Source organism: Pseudomonas sp. CFBP2511 (assembly GCF_030209255.1).
In the GTDB taxonomy this organism is placed as follows: Bacteria; Pseudomonadota; Gammaproteobacteria; order Pseudomonadales; family Pseudomonadaceae; genus Aquipseudomonas; species Aquipseudomonas avellanae.
On the sequence record NZ_JARVSI010000018.1, the window covers coordinates 160,120 to 174,079 of the forward strand.

Here is a 13,960-nt window from a genome sequence, read left to right on the forward strand (position 1 = left end):
AATCCGACTGGCCCGCGAATGCCGGTCCTTGCTTGCCCGGCAAGTGGCATTCGCTCAGAAGGCTGGCGACTGATGGCGCTATTCATCGCGCCGTAGGGAAGGTAAGCAGCATGGTACAGGTGAGAGCGAACCAGCCGATAAACACAGACGGCAGTATCAATCTCGACGCATGGCTCGATCATATTGTCAGCGTCGACCTGGTCCTGGACCGGGAAGTCATGAAACAGGCCTGTGAATTTGCCCGGCAAGCCGAGCAGAATGACAAGGCTCACAAGAATCATTGGGCAGAAGGCACCTCCAGTTTCCAGACCGGTCTGGAAATCGCGGAGATCCTCGCTGACCTCAAGCTGGATCAGGATTCGCTGGTCGCGGCGGTCATGTACCGTGGCGTGCGCGAAGGTGTGATTCCGTTGCCGGACGTCGAGCAGCGCTTTGGTGCCACGGTCGCCAAGCTGATCGACGGCGTGCTGCGCATGGCGGCGATCAGCGCCAGCCTCAGCCCGCGACAATCGCTGGTGCTGGGCAGCCAGGCGCAGGTCGAAAACCTGCGCAAGATGCTTGTGGCGATGGTCGATGACGTGCGCGTTGCGCTGATCAAGCTGGCCGAGCGCACCTGTGCGATCCGTGCGGTGAAGAACGCCGACGACGAAAAGCGCAACCGCGTGGCCCGCGAGGTGTTCGACATCTATGCGCCGCTGGCCCACCGTCTGGGCATCGGCCATATCAAATGGGAGCTGGAAGACCTTTCTTTCCGCTACCTGGAGCCCGATCAATACAAGCAGATCGCCAAGCTGCTGCACGAGCGCAGGCTCGATCGTGAGCGCTTCATCAGCGACGTCATGTCCCAGCTCGACAATGAGCTGCAAGCCACCGGCGTGACGGCGGACATCAGTGGCCGTGCCAAGCACATCTATTCCATCTGGCGCAAAATGCAGCGCAAGGGCCTGGCGTTCAGCCAGATCTACGACGTGCGTGCATTGCGCGTGCTGGTCCCGGAAATGCGTGACTGCTACACCGCGCTGGGTATCGTGCACACGCTGTGGCGGCATATTCCCAAGGAGTTCGACGACTACATCGCCAACCCCAAGGAAAACGGCTATCGCTCGCTGCACACCGCCGTCATCGGGCCGGAAGGCAAGGTGCTGGAAGTGCAGATCCGCACCCACGCCATGCACGAAGAGGCCGAGCTCGGCGTTTGCGCGCACTGGCGCTATAAAGGCACCGACGTCAAATCCAGCTCCAATCATTACGAAGAGAAGATTTCCTGGCTGCGTCAGGTCCTTGAATGGCATGAAGAACTGGGTGACATCGGTGGTCTGGCCGAGCAGTTGCGGGTCGATATCGAGCCGGACCGTGTCTACGTCTTCACCCCCGACGGCCACGCCATCGACCTGCCCAAGAACGCGACGCCGCTGGACTTCGCCTATCGGGTGCACACCGAGATCGGCCATAACTGCCGTGGTGCGAAGATCAACGGCCGCATCGTACCGCTCAACTACAGCCTGCAAACCGGCGAGCAGGTCGAGATCATCACCAGCAAGCACGGCACGCCGAGCCGCGACTGGCTGAACTCCAACCTGGGCTACATCACCACGTCCCGGGCGCGGGCGAAGATTGTTCACTGGTTCAAATTGCAGGCCCGTGACCAGAACGTCGCGGCCGGTAAAACCCTGATCGAACGTGAGCTGGCGCGGCTGGCGTTGCCACAGGTCGATTTCGACAAGCTGGCAGACAAAGCCAACCACAAGACCGCCGACGATATGTTTGCCGCACTGGGCGCGGGTGATCTGCGCCTGGCGCAACTGGTCAACCTGGCGCAACAGCAGGTCGAGCCGGATCGGGTCAATGAACAACTGGAACTGATCCCGCGCAAGGCCACCGGCTACAAGCCCGGCAAGCGCGGCGATATCCAGATTCAGGGCGTCGGCAACCTGATGACCCAAATGGCCGGCTGCTGCCAGCCATTACCGGGCGACGCGATTGTCGGGTACATCACGCAGGGGCGTGGCGTCAGCATTCACCGTCAGGATTGCGCCTCGGTGCTGCAATTGGGCGGTCGCGAACCCGAGCGGATCATCCAGGTCAGTTGGGGCCCGGTGCCGGTGCTCACCTACCCGGTGGACATCATCATCCGTGCCTACGACCGTTCCGGCCTGCTGCGTGACGTCACCCAGGTGCTGCTCAACGAGCGCATCAACGTACTGGCGGTCAACACCCGCTCGAACAAGGAAGACAACACCGCGCTCATGTCGCTGACCATCGAGATTCCGGGGCTGGACGCGCTGGGCCGTTTGCTGGGGCGGATATCCCAGTTGCCGAACATTATTGAAACACGCCGAAACAGGACGCCTTGAGAGAGGCAGCTGCAAGTTTTTAGCTGCAAGCTGCAAGCGAGAAGCCAACGCAATCTGCTTTAACTTGCAGCTTTTAGCTTGAAGCTAAACTGCTGTTTTTATACGGGAGCCCCATGTACACAGTTCAGGACCTGCTGCATCTCATGACCCGGCTGCGTGATCCGCAGTTCGGATGCCCGTGGGATTTGAAGCAGACGTACGCCAGTATCGTGCCGCATACGCTGGAAGAAGCCTACGAAGTGGCGGATGCCATCGAGCAGGGCGACCTTGATCATCTAAAGGGTGAGCTGGGTGACCTGTTGTTTCAGGTGGTCTTCTACGCGCAGTTGGCCAAGGAAGAAGGGCGCTTCGAGTTCGATGACGTGGTGGACGGCATTACCCGCAAGCTGCTGCGTCGTCATCCGCATGTGTTCCCGACCGGCGAGCTGTACGCGCCGCCGGAAACTCCGCGTCTGACCGACGAGCAGGTCAATCTTCGCTGGGACGAGATCAAGGCTGAGGAGCGCGCTGAAAAGTCTGGCGTGCCCGAGCAATTGTCGCTGCTTGACGACGTGCCGGCTGCCTTGCCGGCGCTGAGTCGGGCAAGCAAACTGCAGAAGCGTGCCTCACAGGTGGGCTTTGACTGGCCCGCGGCGTTGCCGGTCATCGACAAGGTGCGCGAAGAACTCGATGAAATTCTTGAGGCCATGGCCGACAATGACGCCGAGGGCATTGCCGAGGAAGTCGGTGATCTGCTGTTCAGCGTGGTGAATCTGGCCCGACACCTTAAAGTTGACCCGGAAACTGCGTTACGCTCGGCCAATAGCAAATTCGACAGACGCTTTCGATTCATTGAACAGGCCTTGCGCCACCTCCAGCGTCCCATTGAAGAGTGCACGCTCGAAGAAATGGACGCGTTGTGGGGCGAAGCCAAACGTCAGGAAAAGAGCACGCCCGGCTGCGGCTGAGGGTGCGGTAACGGCATAAGTGAGTAGACAATGAGCCTTTCCCTTCGCGACCAGTTGCTCAAGGCAGGTCTGGTCAACCAAAAGCAGGCCAAACAGGTCGGCAAAGAAAAGCAGAAAGAGCAGCGTCTGGTGCACAAGGGGCAGGCTCAGGCCGACGACTCGCAAAAGCGTGCGGCCCAGGAAGCGCAGGCCGAGAAGATCAAACGCGATCAGGAGCTGAACCGGCAACAGCAGGAAAAGGTCGAGCAGAAGGCCCGTACCGCGCAGGTCAAGCAACTGATCGAGGTGTCGCGCCTGCCCAAGTTGATCACCGAGGACTACTACAACTTCGTTGACGACAAGAAGGTCAAGCGCATCTCGGTCAATGCGCTGGTGCGCAACAAGCTCAGCAGCGGCTCGCTGGCCATCGTTCATCATGGCGGCGGTTACGAGATCATCCCGCGTGAAGCAGCACTCAAGATTCAGGAACGTGACCCGCGCCGTGTGGTGCTGCTCAACACGCCAACCGAAGCCCCGGATGCTGATGATCCGTATGCCGCGTATCAGGTGCCAGACGATCTGATGTGGTAATTCGCTGAACTGTTGCTACGTTCAAAAACACAAAACCCGCATTCAGCGGGTTTTGTCGTTTCTTGTTCTGGGATTTCTGCTTCGGTTCAGCGATGGTGCTCAGTGGTTGCCCTGGCTTTCCAGTGCTTCCAGCTCTTCTTTGTATCGAAGGGCATCCGACTCGATATGAAACATGCCTACGAGTTGGTCCTGTTGATGCACGTCCCAGATCTGGATGCCGTCGGCTACGGCTTCGTGAGAGAGGTGGGCGTCGTCGCGTTCAGTCACTCTGACAGTCATAGTAGTAAGCTCCTGACTTTGATGGCCTTGATGATTAGGCCTCTGGATACTGCGGCGATGTGTCGCAGGACTCTTTTATAGAATTTGTTAGCTGCCTAAGTAAATAGCCTGTTCAGGTTCTCGGCTGATCAAAAAAAGATCGTTCGCCTACAGCCCTTGTATGCCGAGGCTTATGGCGCAGTGGTGGCAAAGTGAAGGATTTTTCATGTGCCTTGAGCGGTGTAGAAAGATGACGCGGAGCGTCGAGACCTGCATTCCCACGCTGGAGCGTGCGGAACGATCATCGCAACTATCGTGCGGCGCTCTGCGTCGCATGCCGTTCTGGACGCTCTGCGTCCTCTTTGACGACGCAGAGCGTCGCGAACTGCATTCCCACGCTGGAGCGTGGGGAACGATCATCCCGACTATCGTGCGGCGCTCTGCGTCGCATGCCTTCAGCTAATAAAAAACCCCGCTAAAAAGCGGGGCTCTGTGGTGCGGGGTGTCAGGGCAATCAGCTGCCTTTGACGGCCTTGCCGTTGACGGTGCCGTCGAGCAGCACGATGTTGTATTCCTTGCCGTCGGTTTCGACCTGTTGCAGACGCACCAGCAGGTAATCCCAGTCCTTGGCGAACCACAGCACGGTGGTGCGCTTGCTTTGCGTCGGGTCACGCACGCGCTCGACCTTGATTGCATCGACCTGGCCGGTCTTGGTGGTGACTTTCTCCGAACCCAGTACGCGGAAGTCGTAGGTGTCTACCTCGTCACCGTCGACCACCTGATAGCTCATGCTCTTCTTGCCCGCAGCGACGTCATGTTGCAACGCCAACTGGTAAGTGGACTTGTCGAGGATGCCAGGGTTGAGCGGCAGCTTGATCGCGTCGCCACGGTCGGTGCCGGTAACGAATTTGGTGTTCCAGTCGAACGCCAGGTCAACCTTCTTGGATTTGCCCAGGCCGCTGCGTTCAAAGCTGTAGGTCTGTGGCAGCAGGGTTTCCTTGTCGACTTTCAGCGTGCTGACTTCGGTCAGGCTGGCAATCATCATCGAGGCCTTGAAGTTCAGGGTCCAGATGCCGTTGGCCCCGGCTTGCAGGCTGCGTTCAGCCGTGCCGCTCATGGGCAGCTGTTTCCAGTCGGCGGTGTAGCTGGCGGAGAAGGGTTGAAGGTCTGCGGCCTGTACGGCAGGCAAGGCGAGCAGAGCGAAAGCGAAGAGCAGAGCGCGACGCATAATATCTCCTAATGTCGAATCAGATGGCCGCTGGCCGGGAGTAACTGGCTATCCAGTAAGGCACCGTGTTCACCGAGGCTCAATCGGCCTTCGGCAAACCAGCGAATGGCCAGTGGGTAAATACGGTGCTCCTGAACATGGACCCGTTGCGCGAGCGCGGCGGGCGTGTCGTGCAACTGTACCGAAATAACTGCCTGTACGACCAGTGGGCCGCCATCGAGTTCCTCAGTGACAAAGTGCACGCTGCAACCATGTTCGGCGTCGCCGGCCTCCAGCACGCGCTTGTGCGTGTGCAGACCTTTGTAGCGCGGCAGCAGGGAGGGGTGGATATTGAGCAGGCGACCCTGATAATGGCGCACGAACCCTGCGCTGAGAATGCGCATGAATCCGGCCAGCACTACCAGGTGCGGCTGGAAGGTGTCGATCAGTTCGATCAGTGCTGCGTCGAAGGCCTCGCGGCCGTCGTAGGCGGTGTGATCCAGCACGCAGGCTTCGATACCTGCGTCTCGGGCGCGCTGCAGACCGAACGCATCTTCACGGTTGGAAATGACCGCGCGAATGCGGACGGGGCTGGCCCCGTCCTTGAAACTGTCGATCATCGCTTGCAGGTTGCCGCCGGTGCCGGAGAGCAGCACCACGACATCGCAGGTGGCAGACATCAATGCGCCTTGAGGTTTTTCAGCTCGACTTGCGCTGCACCTTCAGCGGCGGTAGCGATCTGGCCGATCACCCATGGCTGCTCGCCGGCTTCACGCAGGACGTTCAAGGCGGCGTCAACGTGCTCTTGAGCCACGCAGATGACCATGCCGACGCCGCAGTTGAGCACGCGGTGCATTTCGTTTTCTTCAACGTTGCCCTGCTGCTGCAACCAGTCGAAGACCGCCGGGCGCTGCCAGCTGGCAACATCGACCACTGCCTGAGCGCCTTCTGGCAGCACACGCGGGATGTTGTCGAGCAGGCCGCCACCGGTGATGTGCGCCATGGCCTTGACCGCGCCGGTTTCCTTGATCAGCTTGAGCAGCGGTTTGACGTAGATGCGGGTCGGCGCCATCAGCAGCTCGGTCAGCGGTTTGCCGTCCAGCTGGATGTTTTCGATATCGGCACCGGCAACTTCGATGATCTTGCGGATCAGCGAGTAACCGTTGGAGTGCGGGCCGGACGATGGCAGGGCAAGCAGCGCGTCACCGGCGGCCACTTTGGAACCGTCGATGATCTCGGCTTTCTCTACGACACCGACGCAGAAGCCGGCCAGGTCATAGTCTTCGCCTTCGTACATGCCCGGCATTTCAGCGGTTTCGCCGCCCACCAGCGAGCAGCCGGCCAGTTCGCAGCCAGCGCCGATACCGGTGACAACCTGAGCGGCAGTGTCGACGTTCAGTTTGCCGGTGGCGTAGTAGTCGAGGAAGAACAGCGGCTCTGCGCCGCAGACCACCAGATCGTTGACGCACATGGCGACCAGGTCGATGCCGATGGTGTCGTGCTTGTTCAGGTTCAGCGCCAGACGCAGCTTGGTGCCCACACCGTCGGTGCCGGAAACCAGAACCGGTTGTTTGTAGCCAGCCGGGATTTCGCAAAGGGCGCCGAAGCCTCCCAGGCCGCCCATGACTTCCGGGCGCTTGGTGCGCTTGGCGACGTTCTTGATGCGTTCGACCAATGCTTCACCGGCGTCGATGTCTACACCGGCGTCTTTATAGCTCAGGGAGGGTTGCTTGCTCATAGAAAATCCAGGCCTTTAGGGGGGATTCGGAGGTATCGACCGCTGCGTTAGGGCCCGTTCAGCACCGCGTTGTCATGCGATGGTAATGTGGGGCCGTTGCGATTGCCGGTCTGCGAAGGCGCGCGATTTTATCAGGCTTGCTCCCCAGGGGCCATCCTTGCGCCGACGGTAGGGCGCTGTTGCGCCAAATAAAACCCGGATCAGTTCGGCATGCGGCGTTTAAGGTGTACTTTATGCGCAAATTGAATGAATGGCGGTTCACGGCTGTCCCAGACGTGTACGCCTCCTGATACTGCTTGTTTTTCACTTTTTTCCGTTCGGGAACTGTCCATGCGTTTTTCCAGAATTCTTCTAGCCGGCTGTCTCTCCTTGGTCAGCCTTCCAGGCCTTGCCGAAACACTCACCAACCTTTATCAGGTTCGCGAACCCGTCAGCGGTCAGTCGCCCGACGAACGTACGCGCGCCACTCAGGCCGCCGTTGACACGCTGGTGCTGCGCCTGACCGGCGACGCCAAGGCTGCGCAGGGTTCGGCGATGGCCGCGCTGCGCAAGGACCCGCAGCAGATCATCAGCCAGTACGGCTACGAGGCCGGCCCGCCGGAAACCCTGTTGGTCGATTTCGACCCGGCAACCACCGACCGTGCCTTGCGCGATGCTGGCCTGTCGATCTGGGGCAGTAATCGCCCTTCGATTCTCGGCTGGTGGCTGAATGATTCGGCCGAAGGCGCCAATCTGGTCGGCGACGGGCAGGCGGCGGCCGAACCGTTGCGCCGTGCCGCGCAGCACCGTGGCTTGCCGCTGCGCCTGCCCTTGGCAGACTTGAGCGAGCAGGGCGTGGGCGATGCAAAAACCCTGGAAGGCACTGACCCGGCGCCGCTAAAAGAGGCTTCAGAGCGTTACGGCGCCGACGCGATACTCGCCGTACACGCCAAAGAAGACGCCGGGCAATGGCAAGGCAAATGGCGTTTGTGGCTGGGCGACCAGCGCGAGCAGGGCACCGCTACAGGCGCTACCTCCGAAGCGTTGGCCGACGCGGTGCTGTTGTCGGTGAGCCAGCGTCTGGCGCCGCGTTTTGTCGCCAGGCCCGGCGCATCGACCGGCCTGCTGATGCAGGTGCAGGGCATGACGCTTGAGCGTTACGCGCAACTGCTTCAGTTACTTGATCCGTTCGGCGTGCGTCTGAGTTCTGTCGAGGGCGATAAAGTGGTGTTTGACGTCAGCGGCAGTGCCGATCAGCTACGCTCGCAGTTGTCGCTGGCCAAACTGCAGGAAGTGCCCGCCAGTGACGCAATGGCGGCGGCTGCTGCCCCGGTCGATGCCGCTGCCCCGGTTGCACCCGCTGCCGGCGCCGCTTCTGTACCGGCCGCTGCGCCAGCAGCTGCACCGATGATTGTCCCGGCGTCTGCGCCACAACTGTATTTCCGCTGGTAACCCGGCAAGAACGCTTTTCCATTGGGTAGAGGGATGTTGATGACTGATACGCGGCGTTGGTTCTGGATTGGCGGCCTGGCCTTGCTGATCGCATTCGTGGTGCTGCTGCACACAATCCTCACCCCTTTTCTGGTGGCGTTGCTGCTGGCGTACATGGGCGATCCGCTGGTGGATCGTCTGGAGCGTGCCGGTCTGTCCAGGACGTTAAGTGTGGTGGCGGTGTTTGGTCTGTTCACCCTGGTATTAATGACGTTGCTGCTGGTACTGGTGCCGATGCTGGCTAAACAGTTGTTTCGTCTGTACGAGCTGGCCCCGCAGATACTTGACTGGCTTCAGCACTCGGCCATGCCGTGGGTGCAGGCCAAATTCGGTCTGGCCGATGGCTTCTGGAAGTTCGACAAGATAAAAGCAGCCATTTCCGAGCACATGGGCCAGGCCGGGGATATTGTGTCCATCGTGCTGTCCCAGGCCACGGCTTCCGGCCTGGCGCTGATCGGCTGGCTGACCAATCTGGTGCTGATCCCGGTGGTGTGTTTCTACCTGTTGCGTGACTGGGACCTGATGATGGGCAAGGTGCGCGGCCTGCTGCCACGCCAGCGCGAAAGCCAGATCGTCAAACTGGCGGGCGAGTGCCACGAAGTCTTGGGCGCGTTCATTCGCGGCCAGTTGCTGGTCATGGTCGGCCTGGGGGTGATCTACGCTGCCGGCCTGATGCTGGTCGGCCTTGAGCTGGGCCTGTTGATCGGGGTCATCGCCGGTCTGGCAGCCATCGTGCCTTATATGGGCTTTGTGATCGGCATCGGCTCGGCGCTGGTTGCCGGGCTGTTCCAGTTTGGTGGTGATTTGTACCCGATGATGGGCATTGTCGCCGTGTTCATGATCGGTCAGGCCCTCGAAGGCATGGTGCTCACACCTTTGCTGGTGGGCGATCGTATCGGTCTGCACCCGGTTGCGGTCATTTTCGCGATCCTGGCGGGTGGCGAGCTGTTCGGCTTCACAGGCATCCTGCTGGCGTTGCCGGTTGCGGCAGTCATCATGGTGCTGGTGCGCCACATGCATGACGTCTATAAAAGCTCCGAAGTCTATGCCGGTGCGGAAGATCCTGATCTGTAGCCCCCGCCTGTGACATCGAAGCAGGCCTCTTCGCAGCGCTGCGAAGAGGCCTTTTGATACACCGGCTTCACTGCGCAAAACCTCCTTCCTGTGTTCCCGCTTTCGCCGTCCTGACGCAAACCTTTGATTTTGCTTGAGGTCTGTTGCATTGTGCGACCCGCCTCACGGGTATAAACTTTGCGCTCTTTACACAGAGGCCCTTGACGGTTTGCATGAGCCGTTAGTCAGCATGAAACCGATTCAGCTGCCCCTGAGTGTGCGTCTGCGTGATGACGCCACCTTCGTCAATTACTATCCAGGCGCCAATGCCGCTGCACTCGGCTATGTCGAGCGGCTGTGCGAAGCCGACGCCGGATGGACGGAAAGCCTTATTTATCTGTGGGGCAAGGATGGAGTAGGGCGCACGCACCTGCTGCAGGCTGCGTGCCTGCGTTTCGAGCAACTGGGCGAACCTGCGGTCTATCTGCCGCTCGCCGAAGTCATCGATGAAGGCATCGAGCTGTTCGACCATCTGGAGCAGTACGAGCTGGTGTGCCTTGATGACCTGCAAGCGATCGTCGGCAAGCCGGAATGGGAAGAAGCCCTGTTTCACCTGTTCAACCGTTTGCGTGACAGCGGCCGTCGTCTGCTGATTGCAGCGTCCAAGTCGCCACGCGAACTGCCGGTCAAACTTCCCGATCTCAAATCCCGCCTGACCATGGCGCTGGTGTTCCAGATGCGCGGGCTGTCTGATGAAGACAAACTGCGCGCCCTGCAACTGCGCGCTTCGCGGCGCGGCCTGCACCTGACCGATGATGTCGGCCATTTCATCCTGACCCGTGGTACGCGCAGCATGAGTGCCCTGTTCGAGTTGCTCGAGCGCCTCGATCAGGCGTCATTGCAGGAAAAACGCAAGCTGACGATCCCTTTCCTTAAAGAGACGCTTGGGTGGTAGATCAGGCGCTGGTGTTACAAGCCGCATCCGCGTTACGCCATGCGAAGCGTATTCTGGTCATCACCGGTGCGGGCCTGTCGGCGGATTCCGGTCTACCGACCTATCGCGGTGTAGGCGGGCTTTACAACGGCGAGACCGAGGACGGGCTGCCCATCGAAATGGCCCTGTCAGGCCCTATGCTGCGCCGTGACCCCGAACTGTGCTGGAAATACATCGCCGAACTGGGCAAGGCCTGCCTGGGCGGTGAGCCCAACGTTGCGCATTACGCCATTGCCCAGTTACAACGTATCAAGCCCGAGTGCTGGGTGCTGACCCAGAACGTCGATGGCTATCATCGCGCTGCCGGCAGCCCGCCTGAGCGTCTGATCGAAATTCACGGGCAACTCTCGCCGCTGTTTTGCCAGTCGTGTGCCGCACAAGACCCTCAACTGAGTGAGCATTTGCAGCGTCCATTGCCGCCGTTATGCCGACTCTGTGGTGGCATTCTGCGACCGCCCGTCGTTCTTTTTCAGGAAATGCTTCCGGAAAGGGCACTGGAAACACTGTATGAACAACTGGCTACAGGCTATGACGCAGTGCTGAGTATCGGCACCACGGCAAGCTTCCCCTACATTCACGAGCCGGTCATTCGCACCAGAGTTTCCGGGGGCTTCACCGCAGAAATCAATCCGCAGCCAACCGACCACAGCGCGCAGATGGACGTCTTTTTGCAGTGCCGGGCAGCACATGTCATGGCGGAACTCATAAGTCACATCTAGTTCGATTGAATTTGCAAATCGCTTTCATAAAAGGCATAGTCTCGCCATCTTAACTAGTCAGCCGCGGTTGTGCCCATGCCCGTTGTTCGCTTCGCACCCCTCGTGCCTCTCGCACTCGTTACCTTCCTGTTCGGTTGCTCGGCCAATATGCCGGTTGCACAGCACGAGCAGGCTCAGCCTGTTCCCCGTTATCAGAACACCGTCACTGCACAGTCCGCAGCGCGCCGCGCTGATGCAGCAGTGCTGCAGGACGAGCTGGCGACCGAAGACGAACTGAACCAGTTCGCAGACAACACCTCCTACAAACTGCCGGTTCTGGCCGACAGTATTCTCGAACGCGGCAAGGCGCTGATCGGTACGCGCTACAAGTTCGGCGGCACGTCGACCTCGTCGGGCTTCGATTGCAGCGGTTTCATTGGTTATCTGTTTCGTGAAGAGGCCGGCATGAGCCTGCCACGCTCCACTCGCGAAATGATCAACGTAGACGCCCCTCTGGTTTCACGCGGCAACCTCAAGCCCGGCGATCTGCTGTTCTTCAGCACCCGCGGCAAGAAAAGCGTTGTGAGCCATGCGGCAATCTACGCCGGCAACCAGCAGTTCATTCATTCCAGCAGCCGCCGCAGTGGCGGCGTGCGCATCGACAGCCTCGATGACGCTTACTGGAGCAGGACGTTCATCGAAGCCAAGCGGCCTCTGGCGATGGCACCGGGCACTGTGGCTGTAAAGTCCACGCCTGTTGCAACGCAGACAACGGCCATGACTTCGACTACAGTCAAGTCCGCGCCCAAACGGCGTAAATAACCAAATAGAACACGCAGAACAAGACCTTCGGGTCTTTCTGTGTTTTTGAGCTTCTCGGCAGCGTAAGCCGCATCCGGATCAGGTTGTTGTGTTTATGTCGATTGTTTCGCGCCTGATGGTCATCTGTGTTGCCGCGTTGCTGGGCGCTTGTGCCAGCGCGCCGCCACCGCCCAAAGTACCCCGGATTGTTCAGCGTCCGGTGGTCACCGCTCCCCCTCAGATTCTTTCTCCGGCTGCCGAAGACGTGCTGTTTCGTGCGTTGGGCCTGGTCGGCACGCCCTATCGCTGGGGCGGCAACACGCCAGACTCCGGTTTCGATTGCAGCGGCCTTATAGGCTATGTCTATCGTGATGCGGCGGGCATTTCCCTGCCACGTTCCACCCGCGAGATGATCGTGATGGGCGTGCCGAATATTCGTCGGGAGCAGTTGCAGTCGGGGGACCTGGTATTTTTCGCCACCTCGGGCGGTTCGCAAGTGTCCCACGCGGGCATCTACGTCGGCGAAGGCCGCTTCGTGCATGCCCCCGCCACCGGCGGCACAGTCAAACTCGACAGCCTCGACAAGCCTTACTGGCAGAAAGCCTACCTCAACGCCAAGCGCGTGATTCAGCCAGCAAGCCTGGCGCAGATTCGACCGTAGTCTGGTCAAAACTTATCGTGCGACGCTCTGCGTCGCATGCCTTTCAGGACGCTCCGCATCCTCTTGCGACGCGGAGCGTCGAGAACTGCATTCCCACGCTGGAGCGTAGGGAACGATAATCTCAACTATCGTGCGGCCCTCCGCGTCAAACCTCTACGCTCGGCGTTATTGAGCCCAAGCCTTACTGGCAGAAAGCCTACCTCAACGCCAAGCGCGTGATTCAGCCAGCAAGCCTGGCGCAGATTCGACCGTAGTCTGGTCAAAACTTATCGTGCGACGCTCTGCGTCGCATGCCATTCAGGACGCTCCGCGTCCTCTTGCGACGCGGAGCGTCGAGAACTGCATTCCCACGCTGGAGCGTAGGGAACGATAATCTCAACTATCGTGCGGCGCTCCGCGTCAAACCTCTACGCTCGGCGTTATTGAGCCCAAGCCTTACTGGCAGAAAGCCTACCTCAACGCCAAGCGCGTGATTCAGCCAGCAAGCCTGGCGCAGATTCGACCGTAGTCTGGTCAAAACTTATCGTGCGACGCTCTGCGTCGCATGCCATTCAGGACGCTCCGCGTCCTCTTGCGACGCAGAGCGTCGAGAACTGCATTCCCACGCTGGAGCGTAGGGAACGATAATCTCAACTATCGTGCGGCGCTCCGCGTCAAACCTCTACACGCTCGGCGTTATTGAGCCCAAGCCTTACTGGCAGAAAGCCTACCTCAACGCCAAGCGCGTGATTCAGCCAGCAAGCCTGGCGCAGATTCGACCGTAGTCTGGTCAAAACTTATCGTGCGACGCTCTGCGTCGCATGCCATTCAGGACGCTCCGCGTCCTCTTGCGACGCAGAGCGTCGAGAACTGCATTCCCACGCTGTGGACTGCCCCCAAGAAGTTGGACACCAATCCGACCTAATGGGGGTGTTCAAATGGCCAAGTATTCAGAGCAATTCAAGCTCACCGTCGTCAAAGCCTATCTTGCAGGCAACATAGGCTTTCGCAAGGTGTCCAGCCAGTTCTCGATCGATTCCAGCCTGCTTCGACGCTGGGTCGCCAATTACAAGAGCCATGGGCACACAGGCCATCGTAAGCCTGGTCTTCGGTACAGCGAAGCCTTCAAACGCTCAGTGCTGGAGCACAAGCGCGAGCACGGGCTGTCCCTTCGCCAGACCGCAGCGCATTTTGGTATTGGTGATCCTGGCCAAATAGTCATTTGGGAAC

General features: G+C 59.8%; 14 protein-coding genes and 3 pseudogenes. 13 read left to right on the forward strand and 4 right to left on the reverse strand.

Annotated elements, in window-relative coordinates; genetic code table 11:
• Positions 1-110 precede the first annotated feature (110 nt).
• The 3 genes from relA (at position 111) to QRN38_RS15815 (ending at position 3,871) form a co-directional block, all read left to right on the forward strand.
• Complete coding sequence (gene relA / locus QRN38_RS15805; protein WP_007247360.1) at positions 111-2,354, forward strand: GTP diphosphokinase; 2,244 nt, start codon at positions 111-113, stop codon at positions 2,352-2,354.
• 113 nt (positions 2,355-2,467) lie between these two features.
• Positions 2,468-3,301 (forward strand): nucleoside triphosphate pyrophosphohydrolase, encoded by an 834-nt coding sequence (gene mazG / locus QRN38_RS15810; RefSeq protein ID WP_057417966.1) that lies wholly within the window; start codon positions 2,468-2,470, stop codon positions 3,299-3,301.
• Between the two features lie 30 nt (positions 3,302-3,331).
• Complete coding sequence (locus QRN38_RS15815; RefSeq protein WP_005616372.1) at positions 3,332-3,871, forward strand: DUF2058 domain-containing protein; 540 nt, start codon at positions 3,332-3,334, stop codon at positions 3,869-3,871.
• Between the two features lie 99 nt (positions 3,872-3,970).
• On the opposite strand, the gene QRN38_RS15820 is transcribed toward QRN38_RS15815, so the two are convergent.
• From QRN38_RS15820 to purM, 4 genes are all read right to left on the reverse strand, one after another.
• Positions 3,971-4,150, reverse strand: coding sequence for a hypothetical protein (locus QRN38_RS15820; RefSeq protein ID WP_003381582.1), 180 nt, complete (start codon positions 4,148-4,150; stop codon positions 3,971-3,973).
• A 493-nt stretch (positions 4,151-4,643) separates the two neighbouring features.
• Complete coding sequence (locus QRN38_RS15825; protein WP_003381583.1) at positions 4,644-5,357, reverse strand: DUF3108 domain-containing protein; 714 nt, start codon at positions 5,355-5,357, stop codon at positions 4,644-4,646.
• A gap of 8 nt (positions 5,358-5,365) precedes the next feature.
• On the reverse strand, positions 5,366-6,016 hold the full coding sequence (gene purN, locus QRN38_RS15830) for a phosphoribosylglycinamide formyltransferase (RefSeq protein ID WP_005766657.1): 651 nt from the start codon (positions 6,014-6,016) through the stop codon (positions 5,366-5,368).
• Positions 6,016-7,074: a phosphoribosylformylglycinamidine cyclo-ligase gene (gene purM / locus QRN38_RS15835; RefSeq protein WP_057417965.1), complete on the reverse strand. Its 1,059-nt coding sequence runs from the start codon at positions 7,072-7,074 to the stop codon at positions 6,016-6,018. Before purM ends, purN begins: the two co-directional genes overlap by 1 nt.
• Positions 7,075-7,404: 330 nt before the next feature.
• Between purM and QRN38_RS15840 the strand changes: the two genes are divergently transcribed.
• The 10 genes and pseudogenes from QRN38_RS15840 to QRN38_RS15885 all read left to right on the forward strand — a co-directional run.
• Entirely contained in the window at positions 7,405-8,505 is a 1,101-nt protein-coding gene (locus tag QRN38_RS15840; RefSeq protein WP_057417964.1) for a DUF2066 domain-containing protein, read from the forward strand.
• Positions 8,506-8,544: 39 nt separating this feature from the next.
• Positions 8,545-9,618, forward strand: coding sequence for an AI-2E family transporter (locus QRN38_RS15845; protein ID WP_005616381.1), 1,074 nt, complete (start codon positions 8,545-8,547; stop codon positions 9,616-9,618).
• Positions 9,619-9,847: 229 nt separating this feature from the next.
• Positions 9,848-10,552, forward strand: coding sequence for a DnaA regulatory inactivator Hda (gene hda, locus QRN38_RS15850; protein WP_003381589.1), 705 nt, complete (start codon positions 9,848-9,850; stop codon positions 10,550-10,552).
• Positions 10,546-11,310, forward strand: coding sequence for an NAD-dependent deacylase (locus QRN38_RS15855; RefSeq protein WP_005766661.1), 765 nt, complete (start codon positions 10,546-10,548; stop codon positions 11,308-11,310). The genes hda and QRN38_RS15855 overlap by 7 nt, the downstream gene beginning before the upstream one ends.
• A gap of 75 nt (positions 11,311-11,385) precedes the next feature.
• Positions 11,386-12,111 (forward strand): C40 family peptidase, encoded by a 726-nt coding sequence (locus QRN38_RS15860; RefSeq protein WP_024666454.1) that lies wholly within the window; start codon positions 11,386-11,388, stop codon positions 12,109-12,111.
• Between the two features lie 94 nt (positions 12,112-12,205).
• Complete coding sequence (locus QRN38_RS15865; protein WP_024666453.1) at positions 12,206-12,751, forward strand: C40 family peptidase; 546 nt, start codon at positions 12,206-12,208, stop codon at positions 12,749-12,751.
• Positions 12,752-12,927: 176 nt separating this feature from the next.
• Positions 12,928-13,005, forward strand: a pseudogene (locus tag QRN38_RS15870) (peptidase P60); the annotation flags it as partial.
• Positions 13,006-13,181: 176 nt separating this feature from the next.
• Positions 13,182-13,259 (forward strand): annotated as a pseudogene (locus QRN38_RS15875) (peptidase P60); the annotation flags it as partial.
• Between the two features lie 178 nt (positions 13,260-13,437).
• Positions 13,438-13,515: pseudogene (locus tag QRN38_RS15880) on the forward strand (peptidase P60); the annotation flags it as partial.
• A 153-nt stretch (positions 13,516-13,668) separates the two neighbouring features.
• On the forward strand, positions 13,669-13,960 hold a 292-nt coding region (locus tag QRN38_RS15885; protein ID WP_285362442.1), incomplete at its 3' end, for a transposase.

Bases quoted from the DNA above. Each gene is read 5' to 3' on its own strand.
- purN (WP_005766657.1), bottom strand. From the start codon at position 6,016: ATGTCTGCCACCTGCGATGTCGTGGTGCTGCTCTCCGGCACCGGCGGC.
- QRN38_RS15845 (WP_005616381.1), top strand. From the start codon at position 8,545: ATGACTGATACGCGGCGTTGGTTCTGGATTGGCGGCCTGGCCTTGCTG.
- QRN38_RS15840 (WP_057417964.1), top strand. From the start codon at position 7,405: ATGCGTTTTTCCAGAATTCTTCTAGCCGGCTGTCTCTCCTTGGTCAGC.
- QRN38_RS15815 (WP_005616372.1), top strand. From the start codon at position 3,332: ATGAGCCTTTCCCTTCGCGACCAGTTGCTCAAGGCAGGTCTGGTCAAC.
- QRN38_RS15865 (WP_024666453.1), top strand. From the start codon at position 12,206: ATGTCGATTGTTTCGCGCCTGATGGTCATCTGTGTTGCCGCGTTGCTG.
- mazG (WP_057417966.1), top strand. From the start codon at position 2,468: ATGTACACAGTTCAGGACCTGCTGCATCTCATGACCCGGCTGCGTGAT.
- QRN38_RS15860 (WP_024666454.1), top strand. From the start codon at position 11,386: ATGCCCGTTGTTCGCTTCGCACCCCTCGTGCCTCTCGCACTCGTTACC.
- hda (WP_003381589.1), top strand. From the start codon at position 9,848: ATGAAACCGATTCAGCTGCCCCTGAGTGTGCGTCTGCGTGATGACGCC.
- QRN38_RS15825 (WP_003381583.1), bottom strand. From the start codon at position 5,357: ATGCGTCGCGCTCTGCTCTTCGCTTTCGCTCTGCTCGCCTTGCCTGCC.
- relA (WP_007247360.1), top strand. From the start codon at position 111: ATGGTACAGGTGAGAGCGAACCAGCCGATAAACACAGACGGCAGTATC.
- purM (WP_057417965.1), bottom strand. From the start codon at position 7,074: ATGAGCAAGCAACCCTCCCTGAGCTATAAAGACGCCGGTGTAGACATC.
- QRN38_RS15820 (WP_003381582.1), bottom strand. From the start codon at position 4,150: ATGACTGTCAGAGTGACTGAACGCGACGACGCCCACCTCTCTCACGAA.